This is a genomic window from Bradyrhizobium sp. HKCCYLRH2060, from assembly GCF_051168135.1.
Taxonomy (GTDB): Bacteria; Pseudomonadota; Alphaproteobacteria; order Rhizobiales; family Xanthobacteraceae; genus Bradyrhizobium.
The window spans coordinates 1-18424 of record NZ_JBNPUK010000001.1 but is presented as its reverse complement, the minus strand read 5'-3'; the positions used below and the strand labels follow the sequence as shown (position 1 = coordinate 18424).

Here is an 18424-nt window from a genome sequence, read left to right as displayed (position 1 = left end):
TCGGACACGGTTGCCGAAGGCGATTTGCCTAATTGATGGGCAGGTTGGGCGCCGGCGCCACCTAGTACCCGCGCCGCTCGGCCTCCCCGCCGGTGATGCGCGCGAGCCGTGCCTCGGTGGCCGAGCCCGTGCCACGGGCTGTCCGGAGCGATGCAGACGGCGGGCGGCTCACGGTGGCTCCCGACGACGGTGCGTCGTCAGCCCCACTGGGGAAGAACAGCAGCGCCACGCTCAGGCCGAGATTGACCAGCGCGCCAACCCACGTGCCGTGGTGCGATGATGTCGCCGCGTATTCGGGAAACCGGCCGGCGATCACGTAGTCCAGCACCATGACGGCAATCCAGGCCGGGATCACGCAGACCGGGTCCCAGCCGATGTCGCGGAAGCGCATCGCCTGCAGCATCAGGTTCGCGACCAGGCAAAGGCCAATCAGCACCATGATCGGCAAGCTCACCGTCAGCGCCGACGTCTGCGGGGCGAGCGCGGCAAGGCCGACGGCCACAACCACGATCAGGACCACCGAAACCAGCGCAAGACCGAGCGAGGCGAGAAAATATTGCAGACGGCCGAGACGCGCATTGAAACCGAAAATGAACCCCAACATCCGCTACTCCCCGCAGGCCGAGCCGCAATCGAGGGCGCGGCCGACATGGCATATCAGGCTGAAATTGCCGCCCGCCTTCGCCGATAATTAGAATTGCATCGATCGCGTGCGACGGCGCTTTCGCGCTGCGACATCCCGCGGCCGAAAATATATCGTTGCTAAAGCAACTAATCTGTGGAACGATCGACCCGATCAGCAATGAGGCGCGGAATGATCCGCGTCTTGAAGAAGGGACGGGAACGTGATGCGCAGCCTGCTCGACGCAGGCGCGGCCGCTTGCGCGCGCGCCAACAGATTGCCGCAGCGGACAGGGCGGCCGCTCGGTGGTGGCCGCCGACGTGGCTCAGCTCGCGCCCGTGACGGCGTCGAGATTGTCGTGGATCCGGCGCAGCAGGGTGATCAGGACTTCCCGCTCATCCTTGTCGAGACAAGCGAGCAGACGCCGCTCGCGTTCCAGCGCGGCGACGATGACCTTGTCGTGCGTCGCGCGGCCCTTGGCCGTCAACGAAATCGAATGGCTACGGCCATCCGCCGGATCGTTGCGGATCGCGATCAGGCCGCGGCCCTTCATCAGCGCCAGGGTGCGGCTGACCGGCCCCTTGTCGAAGCCGATCACGCTGCAGATGCGCGAGGCCGGGATGCCCGGCTCGATCGCCAGCAGCGACATGATCCGCCATTCGGTGACGTTGACGCCGAAATTGCCCTGATAGAACGCGGTGGCGCTGTTCGACAGCTTGTTGGCGATGAAGGTGATGAAGGCCGGCACATAGCGGTCGAGATCGAGCGTGAGGCCGTGCCCCTCAGGCTCGCGCGGCGGCGCTTTGCGCGGCGTCCCGGATTTCTCGCTCATGATCCCCAGCGTCCATGCATCGCCACTCATACGGATACGAAAAGCCGCATGACAAGGCCAAACTTCGGGAGCTCCGCATGAACCCAACAGGTCTTTCCCCCGCTGCCGGCGTGGCGCCGGCCATCCCGCACCTCGCCATCGATCCGTTCTCATATGAATTCTTCGACGATCCCTATCCGGCGCATCAGGAGATGCGCGAGGCCGGCCCCGTCGTCCATCTGGACGCGTGGAACGTCTACGGCGTCGCCCGCTATGCCGAGGTCTATGCCGTCCTCAACGATCCCCAGACATTCTGCTCCAGCCGCGGCGTGGGATTGAGCGACTTCGCCAAGGAAAAGCCGTGGCGGCCGCCGAGCCTGATCCTCGAGGCGGATCCGCCTGCGCATACGCGCACCCGCGCCGTGCTGAGCAAGGTGCTGTCGCCGGCCGTCATGAAGCGGCTGCGCGACGGCTTCATGGCGGCGGCCGAGGCCAAGATCGACGAGCTCGTAGGCCGGAGCTCGTTCGACGCGATTCCGGATCTCGCGGAGGGCTATCCGCTGTCGGTGTTCCCCGATGCGCTTGGGCTGAAGCCGGAGGGGCGCGAGCATCTCATTCCCTATGCGAGCCTGGTGTTCAACGCCTTCGGTCCGCCGAATGAGCTGCGACAGCAGGCGATCGAGCGCTCGGCGCCGCACCAGGCCTATGTCACGGAGCAGTGCCAGCGCGACAATCTCACGCCCGGCGGCTTCGGCGCCTGCATCCATGCCTTCAGTGACACCGGTGAGATCACGCCGGCCGAGGCGCCATTGCTCGTGCGCTCGCTGCTGTCGGCCGGCCTCGACACCACGGTCTATGGCATCGGCGCCGCGGTCTATTGTCTTGCCCGCTTTCCAGACCAATGGGCGCGGCTGCGCGCCGATCCGTCGCTGGCGCGCAACGCGTTCGAGGAGGCCGTGCGCTTCGAAAGCCCGGTGCAGACCTTCTTCCGCACCACCACGCGGGACGTCGAGCTTGGCGGTGTCGTCATTCCCGAAGGCGAGAAGGTGCTGATGTTCTTAGGTGCCGCCAATCGTGATCCCCGCCGCTGGGAGCAGCCGGACAGCTACGACGTCACTCGAAAAGTCTCAGGTCACGTGGGCTTCGGCTCGGGCATCCACATGTGCGTCGGTCAGTTGGTTGCGCGCCTCGAAGGCGAGGCGGTGCTGACGGCGCTTGCGCGCAAGGTCGGGAGCATCACGATGAGCGGCCAGCCGAGGCGCCGCTACAACAACACGCTGCGCGGGCTGGAGAGCCTGCCGGTGACGTTCACTCCAGCCTGCACTCCAGCCTGAGTCTTGCCATGACGACGATCACTTTCCTTCATCCCGACAACCGCAGCGAAAGCGTGGAGGCCGAGGACGGCGCCAGCGTCATGCTCGCGGCGCTGACCCACGGCATCGATGGCATCGTCGCCGAATGCGGCGGCAATGCCGTCTGCGCCACCTGCCACGTCTATGTCGACGACGCCTGGACAGCGAGGCTCGATCCGGTCTCCGACGACGAGGATGCGCTGCTCGATGGCACGGCGGCGGAGCGGCTGCCGAACAGCCGCCTGTCCTGCCAGATCAAGGTGCAGCCGGCGCTGGCCGGTCTGGTCGTGCGTATCCCGGACAAGCAGAGCTGACGGCTTCGACAACAATCAAAACAAGCAACACATGGGGAAGGAACACATGAAGCAGATCAGGACCTGTGCGCTCGCGCTGGCCGCATCATTGGGCGTCTTTGCCGGAGCATCCGCCGGCGAGATCTCAGACAACGTCGTGCGCGTGGGCGTGCTCAACGACATCTCCGGCATCTTCCAGGACACCAACGGCATGGGCTCGGTCGAGGCCGCGCGCATGGCGGCGGAGGATTTCAACGGCGGCGGCAAAGGCATCAAGGTCGAGATCGTCTATGCCGATCACCAGAACAAGGCCGATGTCGGCTCGGCGATCACGCGGAAATGGCTCGATGTCGACAAGGTCGATGCCGTCGTCGACGTGCCCAACTCGGCCGTCGGCCTCACGGTCAACGAGCTGCTGCGCAACAGCCGCATGACTTTCCTGGCCTCGTCGACCGCAAGCTCCGATCTCACCGGCAAGGCGTGCTCGCCCAACACCATCCAGTGGGTCAACGACGCCTGGGCGACCGGCAACACCACGGCGGCCGCGATGATGGGCCGTGGCGGCAAGGACTGGTATTTCATCACGGTCAACTACGCGCTCGGCCAGGGCATCGAGGCGGAGGCCACCAACTACATCGAGAAGCACGGCGGCAAGGTGCTGGGCTCGGCGAAGCATCCGCTCGGTACGACGGACTTCGCCTCGTTCCTGCTGCAAGCGCAGGGCTCCAAGGCGAAAGTCATCGGGTTGGCGAACGCTGGCGGCGACACCATCAACGCGGTCAAGCAGGCGTCCGAGTTCGGCATCCAGCAGGGCGGTCAGTCGCTGGTCGCGTTCCTGCTCTTCATCAACGACATCCACGGCATGGGCTTGAAGGCGGCGCAGGGCCTGCAACTGCTCGAAGCGTTCTACTGGGACATGGACGACGACACCCGCGCCTTCGCCAAGCGCTTCGCGGCGCGCCCCGGCATGAACGGCAAGATGCCGAGCGGCAACCAGGCCGGCGTCTATGCCTCGACGCTTGCCTACCTCAATGCGGTTGCGGCCACCGGCAGCGACGATGCCAAGGACGTCGTTCCGCAGATGAAGACGGTGAAGGGCAAGGACAAGCTGTTTGGCGACACCATGATCCGCGCCGACGGCCGCGTGGTGCATCCGATGTATCTGTTCGAGGTGAAGAAGCCGGAGGAGTCGAAATATCCGTACGACTACTATCGTCTGGTCTCGACGATCCCGGCCGAGCAGGCGTTTCGTCCGATCGCTGAAGGTGGTTGCGCGCTGGTGAAGTGACGCTCTTTGCGGGTGCCATGACGAGCATCCCAGCCGGCCGTGTCATGCTGACGCGGCCGGCTTCTGCTGTGCTGCAGTATCCTTAACAAGCACTATAGTTCTTGCCTTTGCCCGTTTCCGGGAATTATGGTGCATGGGCCGATCGCGCGCAGGATGAGCACCGCGCGACGGATGCTGCGGCGAAACGCCGCCGCTGGTCGTGCTGCTGCGTAGCGGCGACGAAACAACGATAAGAACGAATTTGTTTGAGGGGAGGGAAGACCATGAAGAGCTTCTGGCTGGCGAGCGCCGCGGCACTGCTGTTTTCGAGCACGGCCTTTGCCGGCGACACCATCAAGATCGGCTTCGTCTCGACGTTCAGCGGTCCGACCGCCGTGATCGGCAACGACATGCGCAACTCGTTCGAGCTCGCGCTCGACCATCTCGGCCGCAAGATCGACGGCAAGCCGGTCGAGGTGATCTACGAGGACGACCAGCAGAAGCCTGACGTCGGCAAGCAGAAGACCGAGAAGCTGGTGCAGTCCGACAAGGTGGACTTCATCGTCGGCTACATCTGGTCGAACGTGCTCTTGGCCTCGCTGAAGACCGCGGTGGATTCCCAGACCTTCCTGATCTCGGCCAATGCCGGCCCGTCGCAGCTCGCCGGCGAATTGTGCTCGCCTTACGTGTTCTCGACCTCCTGGCAGAACGACCAGACCCCCGCCGCGATGGGCCTCTACATGAACCAGAAGGGCGTCAAGTCGGTATTCCTGATCGGCCCGAACTATGCCGCCGGCAAGGACATGCTGGCCGGCGTGAAGAGCACCTTCAAGGGCCAGGTCGTCGGCGAGGAATATACGGTGTGGCCGAGCCAGCTCGACTTCTCCGCCGAGCTCTCCAAGGCGCGCGCCTCCGGCGCCGAGTCGATCTTCGTGTTCTATCCAGGTGCGGCCGGCGTGCAGTTCCTCAATCAATACGCGCAGGCCGGGCTCAAGGAGAAGATGCCGCTCTACACCGCCTTCACCGTCGACGAATTGTCGCTGCCGCTGCAGAAGGACAATGCGATCGGCGTGCCCGGCGCCCAGGAATGGGTCAACGACCTGCCGAACGAGCAGAACAAGAAGTTCGTCGCCGACTACCGCAAGAAATACACCGGCCTGCGTCCGACCTATTACGGCGCCCAGGCCTATGACGCGGCCCAGCTGATCAACAGCGCCGTGGTTGCGGTCAAGGGCGACACGTCCAAGAAGGACGCGATGAAGGCCGAGATGGAGAAGGCCAACTTCAAGTCGCTGCGCGGCTCCTTCAAATTCGGCAACAACCACATCCCGATCCAGAACTTCTACCTGCAGGACGTGGTCAAGGACACCGACGGCCAGCTCTCGTTGAAGACGGTCGCCACCATCGTCGAGAACGACCAGGACCGCTTCCACGACAAGTGCCCGATGAAGTGAGCGAAAAGAATTCCGAGCCAGCGGCCGAAACAGGCCTGGAATTTGCTTGAAGCTTAAAACATCTCCGGCCTAAGATCGGGACGGACATGGCGGCAGCGCCTGGAACGGGTTCTGCCGCCGTCTTTTTAAGCGTGAAGTGAGGGGCATGCTTCTCGTCGTCGAACAATTCCTGAATGGGCTGCAGTTCGGACTGCTGCTGTTCCTGCTGGCCGCCGGCCTGACGCTGGTGTTCGGCATCATGGACTTCGTGAACCTCGCCCACGGCTCGCTCTACATGATGGGCGCCTATTTCGCAGCGACGTTCGTGGCCTGGACTGGCAGCTTCGTGCTCGGTGCGGTCATGGCGCTCGGAGCCACGCTTCTGCTCGGCATCGTGCTCGAATTCACGGCACTGCGCCATCTCTATGGGCGTGATCACCTTGACCATGTGCTCGCGACGTTCGGCCTGATCCTCTTCTTCAACGAGGCCGTCCGGCTGATCTGGGGCCCGGCGGGACTGGCGCTGCCGCTGCCGTCCTGGCTCGCCTTCCCGGTCACGATCCTGCCCGGCATCCAATATCCCGCCTATCGGCTCGCCATCATCGTCGTGGCGCTCCTGGTGGCGCTGCTGCTCTATCTCGGGGTGATGCGGACGCGGATCGGCATGCTGATCCGCGCCGGCGCCTCCAACCGCGAGATGATCGGTGCGCTCGGCATCAACATCAAGCTGCTCTATACGCTGGTGTTCGGCCTCGGCGCCGCGCTCGCGGGCCTCGCCGGGCTGATGCAGGCGCCGATCCTGACCGTGCAGATCGGCATGGGCGAGAACATCCTGATCCTTGCCTTCGTCGTGATCGTGATCGGCGGCATCGGCTCGATCCGCGGCGCCTTCATCGCCGCGATCATGATCGGCCTGATCGACACGATGGGCCGCGCCTTCCTGCCAAACCTGTTGCGCCAGGTGCTGAACTCGGCGGCGGCGTCCACGGCGGCGCCGGCGATGTCGTCGATGCTGATCTATCTCCTGATGGCGATCGTGCTGGTGGCGCGGCCTGAAGGTCTGTTTCCGGCCAACCGCAGATGAAATCACAGCTCAACGTCTCAAGCCTCGTGGCCGCACTCGTCGTGGCCGGCCTGGTGCTGCTGCCGGTCTATTCCAACCTCTCCGGCAACATTTTCATCCTCACGCTGTTCACCCGCATCGTGATCCTGGCGCTGGCGGCCGTCAGCCTCAACCTCATCATGGGCTATGGCGGCATGATGAGCTTCGGCCATGCCGCCTATCTCGGCATCGGCGGCTACGCCGTCGGCATCCTGGCGCAGGAAGGCATCGGCTCCGGCTGGGCGCAGTTCGCGGTGGCGATCGCGGTGTCGGCGCTCTATGCGCTGGTGATCGGTGCGCTTTCCCTGCGCACCCGCGGCGTCTATTTCATCATGATCACGCTGGCTTTTGCGCAGATGGCCTACTACGTCGCGTCCGGCCTCGCCCGTTACGGCGGGGATGATGGGCTCACCGTCTACAAGCGCAGCGATTTCGGTGGCCTGATCAACCTCGGCAACCGCGTGCAGTTCTATTATCTCTGCCTGTTCTGCCTGCTTGCCGTCGTGGTGCTGATCTGGCGCATCGTCAATTCGCGCTTCGGCCTCGTGCTGCAGGGCCTGCGCTCCAACGAGCAGCGCATGCAGGCGATCGGCTTTCCGTCGAAGCGGTACAAGCTGGCGTGCTTCGTCATCGCCGGCATGCTGTGCGGCCTGTCCGGTGCGCTGCTTGCCAACAATACCGATTTCGTCAGCCCTGCCGTGATGTACTGGACCCGCTCCGGCGATCTCATGGTGATGGTCATCCTCGGCGGCATGGGCACCCTGATGGGGCCGGTCGTCGGCGCGGTGGTGTTCCTGGTGCTGGAGGAGGTGCTGTCGCAGATCACCGAATATTGGGCGCTGATCATGGGGCCGCTGCTGCTCCTGATCGTGCTGTTCGGCCGCGGCGGCATCATGGGCATGCTCGGGAGGTTGAACCGTGGCTGAGCCGCTGCTTCGCGTCGACAATCTCGTGCGCCGGTTCGGCGGCATCGTCGCCACCGATCACGTCTGCCTGGACGTTGCCAAGGGCGAGATCCACGCCATCATCGGGCCGAACGGCGCCGGCAAGACCACGCTGATCAGCCAGCTCACCGGCCACCTGGCGCCGCATGCGGGGCGCATTTTCTTAGGTGGCCGCGACATCTCGCATTTCCCCGCCTATAAGCGCAGCGCACTGGGGCTGGCGCGTTCGTTCCAGATCACCTCGCTGCTGACCGACTTCACCGCGGCCGACAATGTCGCGCTGGCGGCGCAAGCCCATGACGGCAAGCACTCGTTCCGTTTCTTCGCAGCCGCGCGCAAGGACAAGCCGCTGCGCGCCGCCGCGCACGCCGCGCTGGAGCGCGTCGGTCTCGGCCATCGCGCCGACGTGCTGGTCTCGAAGCTCAGCCATGGCGAGCAGCGCGAGCTGGAGCTCGCGGTCGCGCTCGCGACCAAGCCGCAGCTCCTGCTGCTCGATGAGCCGATGGCCGGCTTGGGGGTGACCGAGTCGCAGCGCATGGTGAAGCTGCTCAATGAGCTGCGCGACGAGGTCTCGATCGTGCTGGTCGAGCACGACATGGAGGCGGTGTTCGCGCTCGCCGACCGCATCTCGGTGCTGGTCTATGGCCGCATCATCGCCTCGGGCAAGCCGGACGAGATCCGGCAGAACGAGGAGGTCAAGCGCGCCTATCTCGGCGATCAGCATGTGGTGGTCGGCCATGGTTGATCTGGGGACAAGCGCCATGCTGCTCGAGGTCGACGGCATCGAGACCTGTTACGGCCTGAGTCAGGTCTTGTTCGGCCTGTCGCTGGCGATCCGTCCCGGCGAGATGGTCTCGCTGATGGGCCGCAACGGCATGGGCAAGACCACCACGATCCGATCGATCATGGGCCTGACCCAGGCGCGCGCCGGCCTGATCCGCTTCAGCGGCCAGGAGACGCGAAAGCTGCCGTCCTACAGGATCGCCCAGCTCGGCATCGGCCTGGTGCCGGAGGGACGGCAGATCTTTCCGAATCTGACCGTCACCGAGAATCTCGTAGCGGCTTCGGCCAACCGGCTCGGCGCGTCCGATCCTTGGACGCTCGACAAGATCCACGCGCTGTTTCCGCGGCTCGCCGAACGCGGCAGCAACATGGGCAACCAGCTCTCCGGCGGCGAGCAGCAGATGCTGGCGATCGGCCGGGCGCTGATGACCAACCCAAAACTCCTCATTCTCGACGAGGCGACCGAGGGGCTGGCGCCGTTGATCCGCGAGGAGATCTGGAACTGCCTGTCGCTGCTGAAATCGCGCGGGCAGTCGATCCTGGTGATCGACAAGAATGTCGAGCATCTGACCCGCATCTGCGACCGCCACTATATCATCGAGCGTGGCCGCACGGTGTGGCACGGCACATCGGACCAACTGATGGCCGAGCCGGAGCTGCAGCACCGTTATCTCGGTATCTGAGGGCGGAGCGCTGCCGGCTATGACGACGTGGAAGCGGATTGACTCAAATCAAGATCGCGTCGCGCGAGGGGCGTAGATTTCATAGTCGTGCTGGCATGCGCCGATTTTTCGCATTGAGGCGCGGCGTGGACGGGATTATTCTTCAGGGTAGTACTTTGTTTCACCCTTTACCAAAGGTTGAGCAAATGCGTGCGCCTCATCTCCGAATCGAAGCACCGAAAAAGGCCGCGGCCAGTCTGCGCAGCTTCTGGTCTGCTCATTCCGACCTCGAGACGGCGCTTTGTCTCGCCTTCATGCTGATCGTCGGAATCATCGTCAAGATGACGCCGCCAACCTAGGCGCCGCCGATCTGCGCATCGCCGCCTCCGCGCTCAGCGGTCGAACGGGATGTACTTCTGGTATTCCTTCGGCACCCGGCTGCGATAGCGCGAGGGCACCTTGCCGCTGCGCAGGGAGTCTTCGACTTCCTGCCGGGTGGTCTTGGTACGCTTCTTCTTTTTCGTGGCGGCCGCATCGGCGGCCGGCTTTGTCTCGGCCGGCTTTTCGGTCGTGGCTGCCGGCGCCGGAGCAGGTGCCGCCGCGGCAGGGGAGGGACTTGGCGTCGGAGAGGGAGTTGCGGCGGGAGCAGGCTGGGCCGGCGCATCCGCTGCCGGTGCGCTCTGCGCCATGGCCGCTCCGGACGCAAGACTCACGACCAGCATGCTTGCCATTGCGATCCCTGACAACTTGATCATGACAACGAGACTCCCAACACAGCACCGGACGTGCCGACCTGATGAGGTCGTTCGCGCTCGGCCACCGGTTCATGCCACTGATGAATGGCCGCCGAGCGCCGACGATCCTCATCGCCTAAGATGAATTCGTGATGCCGTCTTTTTGAGCATATGCTGTGATTTGTTCCGTTGAATCGCAAGCATTTTCCGTGGCACGCGGATTGCTCTTCCAGTTGCTCAGAGTTGGCAGCTAGGGTTCCGGTTCTCGGTCGAGAACGCTGGTCCGAGAGCAGCCGCCAGGGGAGAGCCCTGGTGCACGGCGGGATAAAAACCCGGGAGACCTCAGTGGCCGCGCTTGGCAGGCACGAGGTTCTTCATGCCAGTCCGCGGTCAGAAAACCGATGAGGGACTGGACATGTTCAAAGCGCGAAATCTGTTTGTTGCCCTGCTCGCGGCATCGACGCTGGCGACCGCGTCGCTGTCACCAGCGTCAGCCGAGAAGAAGAAGGAATTCAACATCGCCTGGACGATCTATGTCGGCTGGATGCCGTGGCCCTATGCGGCCGAGTCCGGGATCGTCAAGAAGTGGGCCGACAAATACGGCATCACGATCAAGGTCACGCAGATCAACGACTACGTCGAATCGATCAACCAGTATACCGCCGGCAAGTTCGACGGCGTCACCGTCACCAACATGGATGCGCTGACCATCCCCGCTGCCGGCGGCGTCGACACGTCGGCCATCATCATGGGCGACTACTCCAACGGCAATGACGGCGTCGTGCTCAAGAAGGGCAAGACCATGGCCGACATCAAGGGCCAGAAGGTCAACCTCGTCGAGCTCTCGGTGTCGCATTATCTGCTGGCGCGCGGTCTCGAGACCGCGAAGCTGTCCGAGAAGAACATCAAGACGGTCAACACCTCGGACGCCGACATCGTCGCCGCCGCGAAGTCGCCGGACACGACGGCCGTGGTCACCTGGAATCCGCAGCTGCTGGAGGTGAAGGCCGAGCCTGGCGCGACGCTGGTGTTCGACTCCAGCAAGATCCCCGGCGAGATCGAGGATCTCATGGTCGTCAACAGTGCGACGCTCAAGGACAATCCCGAGCTAGGCAAGGCGCTGGTCGGCATCTGGTACGAGACCATCGCGCTGATGAAGGACCAGAGCGAGAAGGGTAAGGCCGCGCGCGAGGCGATGGCCAAGCTGTCGGGCACCGATCTCGCCGGTTTCGAGACCCAGCTCAAGACCACGTTCATGTATTATGAGCCGAAGGACGCGCTCGCCTTCGTGACCGGAGCGGAATTGCCGAAGATCATGGATCTCGTGCGCACCTTCTGCTTCGATCACAACCTGCTTGGCGAGAACGTGAAGTCGAAGGACGCGGTCGGCATCTCCACGCCAACGAAGACGCTGGGCGCGGCCGGCAATGTCAAGCTGCGCTTCGATCCGACCTTCATGAAGATGGCCGCCGACGGGAAGCTCTGAGCCGTCTGTCCGCTGCGCAACTCGTGTCACCCCTCACCCTGAGGAGCTTGCGTCAGCAAGCGTCTCGAAGGGTGAGGCCGAGGTGGGCCTCATGGTTCGAGACGGCGCTGCGCGCCTCCTCACCATGAGGAGTTAGGGAGCCATCCATGACGCGTGCGATGAACGTCGTCCCGAACCGGGGCAGCCGGCTGTTGCTGGCGCTGCTGCCGTTCCTGCTGATCGCGCTGATCTACGTGGTGGGGTCGGCACAGCGGCGTGCGGACAATCCGGACGACAAGCTGCTGCCGCCGGTCTCCGAGATGGTCGCGACCTCGAAGCGGCTCGCGACCGAGCCGGATCGTCGCTCCGGCGACTACGTGCTGTGGTCGGACACGGCCGCGAGCCTGCAGCGGCTCGCGCTCGGGCTCGGCATTGCCGCCGTCATCGGCCTCGTGCTCGGACTCGCCATCGGCTTGCTTCCGATCGCCGGCGCCGGCTTCGGCACGCTGATTGCGGTACTGTCGATGATCCCGCCGATGGCGGTGCTGCCGGTTCTGTTCATCGTGTTCGGCCTCGGCGAGCTGTCCAAGGTGGTGCTGATCATCATCGGCGTTACGCCGACCCTGGTGCGCGACCTCTCGCTCGAGGTGCAGAACATGCCGCGCGAGCAGCTGATCAAGGCGCAGACCCTGGGCGCCTCGACCTGGCAGGTCGCGATCCGCGTCGTGCTGCCGCAGATCATGCCGCGGCTGATCCAGGGACTGCGGCTGATGATCGGTCCGGCCTTTCTGTTTCTGATCTCGGCCGAGGCGATCGCCTCCGATGTCGGGCTCGGCTACCGCATCTTCCTGGTCCGGCGCTATCTGTCGATGGACGTGATCCTGCCTTACGTCGTCTGGATCACGCTGCTCGCCTACATCTTCGACTATGCGCTGGTCTGGTTCGGACGGCGCGCCTTTCCCTGGGCCTATGCGCGAGGGAGCCGCTGATGAGCACGCTGTCCTTCCGCAACGTCTGGGTCGAATATGGCAACCAGGTCGTGCTCGAGCGCATCAATCTCGAAATCGCCTCCGGCACCTTCCTGTCGATCGTCGGCCCTTCAGGTGCAGGCAAGAGCACCTTCCTGCGCCTGATCCTCGGCCAGGAGAGGCCGACCCAGGGCGCGGTGCTGCTCGATGGACAGCCGTTTCCGGCCGAGCCGGGGCCGGACCGCGGCATCGTGTTCCAGCGCTACTCGGTGTTCCCGCATCTGACCGTGCTCGGCAACGTGCTGCTCGGCTATGAGCTTGCCGGCAGCCCGTTCACGGCGCGGCTGTTCGGGTCGGCGCGCAAGGAGGCGATGGAGAAGAGCCGCGCGCTGATCGAGGCCGTCGGCCTGGCCGAGCATCGCGACAAATATCCGAGCGCGCTGTCCGGCGGCATGCAGCAGCGGCTGGCGATCGCGCAGGCACTGGCGAAGCAGCCGCGCGTGCTGCTGCTCGACGAGCCCTTTGGCGCGCTCGATCCCGGCACCCGTGCGCAGATGCATGGGCTGATCAAGCCGTTGTGGCGCGAGCACAACATGACCATCGTGATGGTCACCCACGATATCAAGGAGGCGTTCGGCCTCGCCACCCGGCTGATCGCGCTCGACCGCCCGCGCAAGGATCCGCAGGCGCCCGAGCGCTTCGGCGCGCGCATCACCTACGACCTCGATCTCACCCGCGACAGCGCCGTGCCGGTGCTCGGATTCATCCGCGCCAGCCTGCAGGCGGCGCAATAGTCAGTTCAAGAAACGTCGAAAGAAACGAAGGAGAGTCTCCATGTCATTCCCACTCATGCGCCGGTCGCACCGCGCCGGATTGCACGCGCAGCGCCGGCTCATGCGGCGTCACCATCCGGACTTCGACAAGATGGCGACGCAAGGCTGGCAGGCGCTGGAGGCCGAGGGCAGGCTGCCGAGCAACGGCTGGCGCAGGGAGAAGCAATGGGCGCTCGACATGGGTTTGCCCGGCGCCGACACGCTGACGGATCGCGAGATCCCGACCTTTGCGCGCGGCGAGCTGCCGCATTTCGCCGGGATCAACACCTTCATGAAAGCGCCGTATGTCGAGAACGTCCGCGACGTCGGCAAATACGACGCCGCGGTGATCGGCATCCCCTTCGATTCCGGCACCACCTATCGGCCCGGCACCCGCTTCGGGCCGCAGGGCATCCGCCGCATCTCCGCGCTGTACACGCCCTACAACTACGAGCTCGGCGTCGACCTGCGCGAGCAGATGACCCTGTGCGATGCCGGCGACGTCTTCACCATCCCCGCCAACCTTGAAAAGAGTTTTGACCAGATCAGCCGCGGCGTCGCGCATGTGTTCTCGTCCGGGGCGCTGCCGATCATGCTCGGCGGCGACCATTCGATCGGCTTCCCCTGCGTTCGCGGCATCGCGCAGTGCACCGACAAGCGCATCGGCATCATCCATTTCGACCGCCACATCGACATCCAGGAGAAGGATCTCGACGAGCGCATGCACACCACGCCCTGGTACTGGGCGACCAACCTGCCGAACGTGTCGCCGACCAATCTGGTGCAGCTCGGCATCGGCGGCTGGCAGGTGCCGCGCGAGGGCGTCGAGGTCGCGCGCAAGCGCAACACCAACGTGCTGACCATCGCCGACATCGAGAAGATCGGCCTGGAGAAGACCGCCGAGATCGCGCTGGAATTGGCCTGGAAGGATGCCGACGCGGTCTACATCTCGTTCGACGTCGATTCCATCGATTGCGGCTTCGTGCCGGGCACCGGCTGGCCGGAGCCCGGCGGCTTCCTGCCGCGCGAGGCGCTGAAGCTGCTCGGCCTCGTCGCCGCCGAGGGCCTGTGCGGGCTCGAAGTGGTCGAGGTCTCGCCACCCTACGACACCTCGGACATCACCGCGCTGATCGGCGTGCGCGTCGTCGTCGAGGCGCTCGGCTCGATGGTCGCCCACGGCAAGCTCGGCAGCCACAAGTCCATCATCAACAAGCCGGTCAGCTTCTGAGGCTCGCGATGCGTCATCATCACCACCATCATGGCCATCATCATCACGATCATGGCCATGCGCATGATCATGATCACCACCATGACCACGATCACCCCCCGCACGGTCCCGGTCACAACCATCCCCACGGCGGCCGCTCGCCGGTACAGTGGCAGACGCCGCATCAACCGGACGGCGCCAAGCCCGCCGCGGCGGCCGAACCGGATCTCGACAAGGTCGAGGCTGCCTTTGTCGACGGCTTCATCGCCGCGCCGGATCCGACCAGCTTCCTGCGGCTGGCGCGGGTTCCGTTCGAGATCCTGCGCGACGGCACGAGCCTCAAGCTGCTGCGCGTCGAGATCGACGCGCTGACCGATGTCGGCAGCCTGACGCCGCATCTCGGCGGCGGCACCTTCCGCTACGATCCGCTGCCGTCGAACTTCGTCTCCCGCCGCCGCCGGTTGCGCTTCGTCTATTTCGATGGCGCCAGCCTCAAGCCGCTCACCTACGCGGAGCTGCGGGAAATGGAATGAGCTTACCGCAGCGGCGTTCGCTTGAGCGCCGCTGCGAGGGCCTCGAAGCGGTCGACGACCTCCGGCAGCACGTAGGATCGCACGGTGGACGCCGCTGCGACGCCGATCAGCAGCACGATGACATATTGAGCGGCGAGCAGGAGGGCGACGCGCCGCAGCCATGCCAGCCGCGGCCGGCGCTCGGCAGCGCGAGCGGGGCTCTGCGGCGCATCGGGAGCTGCAAGCAGCAGGTCGTCTCGGTCTCGCGAGACCTCGGACATCAGCTCAGTACCCCGACAGAATCTGTTCGAGGCGGGATTTGAGCCGCTTGTTGGTGCGTTCGCGGTCGCGCAGCGTCCGAGCCCATTCCAGCGAGACGACCTCGCTCTCCTTGTCGAAGGCGAGGCCGGCGCCGGCACCGTCGCGCCACACCATGCGGGCCGGCCGCGACCATCCGCGCCGTTCGATCGTGACGTCGACGCGGTCGGGCAGCAGCACGCTCCCTTCCAACTCGATCTTGATGCCGCGGTTGTTGAAGTTGCGCACGACGCAGGCGAGCGTCGAGCAGCCGGCGTTGAATGTCAGAACGCCGCCATAGTAGACGCGTTGGCGGGCCTCGTTGCGACGGTTGTCCATGACACGTCCTCCAGTCACTTAACGATCTATTAAGCAATCGGAGGGTGTGTGGCCACCATCGGCGGTATGAAAATGACGGCGGTGGTTAACGCATGCCGGGATGTGCCGGCATTGACGTTGCGCGCGTTCACCCTCGCGCAAACATCCTGGCCTCTTTGGCGATGACCGGCTTCACAGCTTCCCCCAGCCGCGCGGCGGCCGCGTCGACCGACAGGCCCGCTGTATCCACGACGGCGTTGGCCCTTGCGTACAGCGGCTCGCGGCTGGCGAGGATGTTGCGCAGCTCGGCCATCGCCGAGCGGTCGTCGGCCATCGGGCGGAGGTCGCCCTGCTTGCGCACGCGCCCCATGTGCTCCTCCGGCTCGGCCTTCAGCCAGATCGTGTAGAACGAGGTCAGGATCAGGTCGAAGGTCACCGGTTCGGAGACGATGCCGCCGCCGGTCGCCAGCACCATCGGCTCCTTGCGCGCCAGCAGCTGCACCAGGGCGGCCTGCTCCATGCGGCGAAAGCCTTCCTGGCCGTAGAGCGCGATGATCTCGGCAACCGAAAGCCCGTTCTGCCGCTCGATCTCCTTGTTCAGCTCGACGAAGCTCCAGCCGATCCGCTCCGCCAGCATCTTGCCGAGCGTCGACTTGCCGGCACCGCGCAGGCCGATCAGCGCAATGCCCGAGAACGAACGCCGCAGCGGCGCCGATGCGCCGCCGGCAAGCAGCTCCTTGACCTCGGCGATCTGGCTCGGGCTCGCCTTCTTCAGGAGATCGCGAATGACTGGCCAGTCCGGCGATGGCTCGCCGCCGGGGATGATGTCGTCGAGCGGCGCGTTGATCGCGTTGGCGATGCGGCGCAGCAGCACGATCGAGACATTGCCCTTGCCGCTCTCGAGCTGGGCGATGTAGCGCTCGGAAATCCCGGAGACCTCGGCCAGCACCTTGCGAGACATGCCGGCGAGGCCGCGCATCCGCCGCACCCGCTGGCCCAGCTGGTCAAGGAAATCCGTCTCGGCCGCGGACTGGCCGTCGTCGCGCGGGGCATCGCTGTGTGGCGTCATATCCCTGAGGTACTCTTTTGAGCAGGAAACATAATGCCGGGGAGGATTGACAGCAAGCGATGTTGGTGGCCTTGTATGAATTATAATTCAAAAATCCGGGGAGAATGCCGTGAAGTCGTACAATGCGGTATCGTGGTTGCTTGACCGCAATGTCGAGGCGGGGCGCGGCGACAAGCTCGCCTACACGGACACGGTCTCCGAGCTGACCTATCGCGGTTTGCAGCAGCAGACCTGCCGCGTCGCCAACATGCTGCGTCGCCTTGGCGTCCGCCGCGAGGAGCGCGTGGCGATGATCATGCTCGATACGGTGGATTTCCCCGCGGTGTTTCTTGGCGCCATGCGCGCGGGCATCGTCCCGGTGCCGCTCAACACGCTGCTGACCTCGGAGCAATACGCCTATGTGCTGGCCGACTGCCGCGCCCGCGTGCTGTTCGTGTCCGAGGCGCTGTATCCGGTGGTGAAGGACATTGTCGGCCGGATGCCCGATCTCGATTGCGTCGTGGTCTCCGGCGCCAATGCCTTCGGCCACAAGCTGCTCACCGAGGAGCTCGCGCGCGAGAGCGATCAGTTCGACACGGTCGCCACCCACGAGGACGAGCCGGCGTTCTGGCTATATTCGTCGGGCTCGACCGGCATGCCCAAGGGCGTGCGCCATCTGCACGGCAATCTCGCCGCGACGGCGGAGACCTATGCCAGCCAGGTGCTCGGCATCCGCGAGAGCGATGTCTGTCTGTCAGCCGCAAAGCTGTTCTTCGCCTACGGCCTCGGCAATGCGCTGACCTTCCCGCTGTCGGTCGGCGCGACCACGATCCTCAACTCCGAGCGGCCGACGCCGGCGCTGATGTTCAAGCTGCTCAATCGCTACAATCCGACCATCTTCTACGGCGTGCCGACCTTGTTCGCCGCGATGCTGCACGATGAATCGCTGCGTCATGAGAAGGCCGGCAGCGCTCTGCGCATCTGCACTTCGGCCGGCGAGGCGCTGCCGGAATCGGTCGGCAATGCCTGGAAGGCGCGGTTCGGCGTCGACATTCTCGATGGCGTCGGCTCGACCGAGCTGCTGCACATCTTCCTGTCCAACGTGCCCGGGGACATCAAATACGGCTCATCGGGCCGCCCCGTGCCGGGCTATCAGGTTCGTCTTGTCAACGAGGCCGGTGAGGGCGTGCCGGACGGCGAGGTCGGCGAGATGCTGGTGCATGCGCCGTCCGCCGGCGAGGGCTATTGGAATCAGCGCCACAAGACCCGCTCGACGTTCGAGGGCTATTGGACGCGCACCGGCGACAAATATGTCCGCGACGCCGATGGACGCTACACCTTCTGCGGCCGCTCCGACGACATGTTCAAGGTCTCCGGCATCTGGGTGTCGCCGTTCGAGGTCGAGAGCGCCCTGATTACGCATCCCTCCGTGCTGGAAGCCGCCGTGGTGCCGGAAGCCGATCAGGAAGGCCTGCTGAAGCCGAAGGCCTATGTCGTGCTGCGCCCGAGCGTCGATCGCTCGACCCTGCACGAGGCACTGAAGGAGCACGTCAAGCAGAAGATCGGCCCGTGGAAATATCCGCGCTGGATCGAGGTGGTGGAATCCTTGCCGAAAACCGCAACCGGCAAGATCCAGCGCTTCAAGCTGCGCGAGGGGGCGAACCAATAGTTGGTCTTCCTGCCCGTAAGTAGGCCCTGCTTTTAGTTGTCGTCATGGCCGGGCTTGACCCACGGCTGTCCGGTTCAGCTTCCGCATATTGCGAGGCTCAACTGTTGTGGGTTTTTGGCAAGTTG

General features: G+C 64.7%; 20 protein-coding genes, 1 pseudogene and 1 riboswitch. Of the genes and pseudogenes, 15 read left to right on the top strand and 6 right to left on the bottom strand.

The window, feature by feature from the left end:
• Positions 1 to 61: 61 nt before the first annotated feature.
• Positions 62 to 604, bottom strand: a complete 543-nt coding sequence (locus ACQR10_RS00105; RefSeq protein WP_316218736.1) for a DUF805 domain-containing protein — start codon at positions 602 to 604, stop codon at positions 62 to 64.
• Between the two features lie 343 nt (positions 605 to 947).
• On the bottom strand, positions 948 to 1454 hold the full coding sequence (locus tag ACQR10_RS00100; RefSeq protein ID WP_315801623.1) for a MarR family winged helix-turn-helix transcriptional regulator: 507 nt from the start codon (positions 1452 to 1454) through the stop codon (positions 948 to 950).
• 77 nt (positions 1455 to 1531) lie between these two features.
• On the opposite strand from ACQR10_RS00100, the gene ACQR10_RS00095 reads away from it, so the two are divergent.
• The 9 genes from ACQR10_RS00095 to ACQR10_RS00055 all read left to right on the top strand — a co-directional run bounded on the left by ACQR10_RS00095 (position 1532) and on the right by ACQR10_RS00055 (position 9628).
• A complete protein-coding gene (locus ACQR10_RS00095; protein WP_434848375.1) occupies positions 1532 to 2767 on the top strand; it encodes a cytochrome P450 in 1236 nt (411 codons plus the stop codon).
• 8 nt (positions 2768 to 2775) lie between these two features.
• Positions 2776 to 3099, top strand: a complete 324-nt coding sequence (locus ACQR10_RS00090) for a 2Fe-2S iron-sulfur cluster-binding protein (RefSeq protein ID WP_315801621.1) — start codon at positions 2776 to 2778, stop codon at positions 3097 to 3099.
• Positions 3100 to 3145: 46 nt separating this feature from the next.
• Positions 3146 to 4366, top strand: a complete 1221-nt coding sequence (locus ACQR10_RS00085) for an ABC transporter substrate-binding protein (RefSeq protein ID WP_434848374.1) — start codon at positions 3146 to 3148, stop codon at positions 4364 to 4366.
• A 263-nt stretch (positions 4367 to 4629) separates the two neighbouring features.
• Entirely contained in the window at positions 4630 to 5799 is a 1170-nt protein-coding gene (locus tag ACQR10_RS00080; RefSeq protein WP_315801619.1) for an ABC transporter substrate-binding protein, read from the top strand.
• A 145-nt stretch (positions 5800 to 5944) separates the two neighbouring features.
• Positions 5945 to 6862, top strand: coding sequence for a branched-chain amino acid ABC transporter permease (locus ACQR10_RS00075; RefSeq protein ID WP_315801618.1), 918 nt, complete (start codon positions 5945 to 5947; stop codon positions 6860 to 6862).
• Positions 6859 to 7806 (top strand): branched-chain amino acid ABC transporter permease, encoded by a 948-nt coding sequence (locus ACQR10_RS00070; RefSeq protein WP_434848373.1) that lies wholly within the window; start codon positions 6859 to 6861, stop codon positions 7804 to 7806. Before ACQR10_RS00075 ends, ACQR10_RS00070 begins: the two co-directional genes overlap by 4 nt.
• Positions 7799 to 8569: an ABC transporter ATP-binding protein gene (locus ACQR10_RS00065; RefSeq protein WP_434838128.1), complete on the top strand. Its 771-nt coding sequence runs from the start codon at positions 7799 to 7801 to the stop codon at positions 8567 to 8569. The genes ACQR10_RS00070 and ACQR10_RS00065 overlap by 8 nt, the downstream gene beginning before the upstream one ends.
• Positions 8570 to 8585: 16 nt before the next feature.
• Positions 8586 to 9290 carry an ABC transporter ATP-binding protein gene (locus tag ACQR10_RS00060; protein WP_315801771.1) on the top strand — a complete coding sequence of 235 codons (705 nt, stop codon included), beginning with the start codon at positions 8586 to 8588 and terminating at the stop codon, positions 9288 to 9290.
• 38 nt (positions 9291 to 9328) lie between these two features.
• The gene (locus tag ACQR10_RS00055) at positions 9329 to 9628 is read left to right on the top strand and encodes a hypothetical protein (RefSeq protein WP_434838126.1); all 300 of its coding nucleotides are present in this window, start codon (positions 9329 to 9331) and stop codon (positions 9626 to 9628) included.
• A gap of 33 nt (positions 9629 to 9661) precedes the next feature.
• Here ACQR10_RS00055 and ACQR10_RS00050 read toward each other — a convergent pair whose 3' ends face one another.
• Positions 9662 to 10024, bottom strand: coding sequence for a hypothetical protein (locus tag ACQR10_RS00050; protein WP_316182025.1), 363 nt, complete (start codon positions 10022 to 10024; stop codon positions 9662 to 9664).
• A 218-nt stretch (positions 10025 to 10242) separates the two neighbouring features.
• Positions 10243 to 10344, top strand: a riboswitch (guanidine-I (ykkC/yxkD leader).
• Between the two features lie 74 nt (positions 10345 to 10418).
• On the opposite strand from ACQR10_RS00050, the gene ACQR10_RS00045 reads away from it, so the two are divergent.
• From ACQR10_RS00045 to ACQR10_RS00025, 5 genes and pseudogenes are all read left to right on the top strand, one after another.
• Positions 10419 to 11489: a putative urea ABC transporter substrate-binding protein gene (locus ACQR10_RS00045; RefSeq protein WP_434847335.1), complete on the top strand. Its 1071-nt coding sequence runs from the start codon at positions 10419 to 10421 to the stop codon at positions 11487 to 11489.
• 146 nt (positions 11490 to 11635) lie between these two features.
• On the top strand, positions 11636 to 12457 hold the full coding sequence (locus ACQR10_RS00040; RefSeq protein ID WP_315801612.1) for an ABC transporter permease: 822 nt from the start codon (positions 11636 to 11638) through the stop codon (positions 12455 to 12457).
• A complete protein-coding gene (locus ACQR10_RS00035; RefSeq protein WP_315801611.1) occupies positions 12457 to 13230 on the top strand; it encodes an ABC transporter ATP-binding protein in 774 nt (257 codons plus the stop codon). The genes ACQR10_RS00040 and ACQR10_RS00035 overlap by 1 nt, the downstream gene beginning before the upstream one ends.
• Positions 13231 to 13270: 40 nt before the next feature.
• Complete coding sequence (locus tag ACQR10_RS00030; protein WP_315801610.1) at positions 13271 to 14476, top strand: arginase family protein; 1206 nt, start codon at positions 13271 to 13273, stop codon at positions 14474 to 14476.
• Positions 14477 to 14619: 143 nt separating this feature from the next.
• Positions 14620 to 14988 (top strand): annotated as a pseudogene (locus ACQR10_RS00025) (hypothetical protein); the annotation flags it as partial.
• 2 nt (positions 14989 to 14990) lie between these two features.
• Here ACQR10_RS00025 and ACQR10_RS00020 read toward each other — a convergent pair.
• The 3 genes from ACQR10_RS00020 to ACQR10_RS00010 form a co-directional block, all read right to left on the bottom strand.
• Positions 14991 to 15248: a hypothetical protein gene (locus ACQR10_RS00020; RefSeq protein ID WP_316182020.1), complete on the bottom strand. Its 258-nt coding sequence runs from the start codon at positions 15246 to 15248 to the stop codon at positions 14991 to 14993.
• Between the two features lie 4 nt (positions 15249 to 15252).
• Positions 15253 to 15603 (bottom strand): PilZ domain-containing protein, encoded by a 351-nt coding sequence (locus ACQR10_RS00015; RefSeq protein WP_315801608.1) that lies wholly within the window; start codon positions 15601 to 15603, stop codon positions 15253 to 15255.
• A 127-nt stretch (positions 15604 to 15730) separates the two neighbouring features.
• Positions 15731 to 16651 (bottom strand): helix-turn-helix transcriptional regulator, encoded by a 921-nt coding sequence (locus tag ACQR10_RS00010; protein ID WP_316218744.1) that lies wholly within the window; start codon positions 16649 to 16651, stop codon positions 15731 to 15733.
• 109 nt (positions 16652 to 16760) lie between these two features.
• On the opposite strand from ACQR10_RS00010, the gene ACQR10_RS00005 reads away from it, so the two are divergent.
• A complete protein-coding gene (locus tag ACQR10_RS00005) occupies positions 16761 to 18299 on the top strand; it encodes a benzoate-CoA ligase family protein (protein ID WP_316218745.1) in 1539 nt (512 codons plus the stop codon).
• Positions 18300 to 18424 lie beyond the last annotated feature (125 nt).